This is a genomic window from uncultured Pontibacter sp. (genome assembly GCF_947502515.1).
Taxonomy (GTDB): Bacteria; Bacteroidota; Bacteroidia; order Cytophagales; family Hymenobacteraceae; genus Pontibacter.
The window spans coordinates 1-763 of record NZ_CANNAI010000020.1 but is presented as its reverse complement, the minus strand read 5'-3'; the positions used below and the strand labels follow the sequence as shown (position 1 = coordinate 763).

At 43.4% G+C, this 763-nt stretch carries 1 protein-coding gene; it reads right to left on the bottom strand.

What is annotated here, in order from left to right; translation table 11 throughout:
* Nucleotides 1-90: 90 nt before the first annotated feature.
* Nucleotides 91-603, bottom strand: coding sequence for a carboxypeptidase-like regulatory domain-containing protein (locus Q1A54_RS20305; protein WP_299991874.1), 513 nt, complete (start codon nt 601-603; stop codon nt 91-93).
* Nucleotides 604-763: the final 160 nt, after the last annotated feature.

Genomic DNA, 763 nt, shown 5'->3' with positions numbered 1-763 from the left:
CCATAGCGCGTCGCACGGTTAGTGCAACCGCGGCTTCATTGTCGGCACTCCGTACCCAACGAAGCCTTAGTTGTTGTGCGCAGGTGTTCTTTATAGTTCTCTGTTATGAATTTTGCAGTAGTACTGTGGGTCACAGTCTGTCACTATGCAACCTGCTAAATGCACCAGTCCTTTTTCTGCCTTTTTCATCGTCTTCTTAGTGGGCAGTCCATAAGCTATAGGTATGATTCCGTCAATATGTCCGCCAATGCACTTTGGCTTCTGTCCCTTTTCATATGTGAACTTGCAGGGCGGAGGATATGGCAGATTAAGTGTTGTAGTTGTACCATCCGAAACGCCCACACTATCCGTAACTGCGTCTCTGAACCCAAGCTGGCTTATGACCAAAGTATAGCTTCCTGCTGGAACATCTTTTAAAGCAAAGTAACCGCTACTGTCTGGTATGGTAACTTTTATTGTTGATTCACTTTTTTGCAGAACTACCTTTAGATATTTAAACTCCATTGATGATTCCTGCAAAGCTATTTGTCCTGTGACTTGTCCGTTCTGGCAGAAAGCACTTAGCGAGAAAAAGGATAGTATAAGAACAAGTAAAATTTTCATCTATTTCATTATTTATGATTTCGCTTACGCACAACGGTTAGTACAGGCTATGGTGAGGCATAGCCGAGACTAAAGCCTGTGCCGTGTTGCACTAAACCTTCGGTAGCTGGTTTTAAAAAGCAGCGGATAAGGGCTATCTTTTGGAATCACACTTAACTCT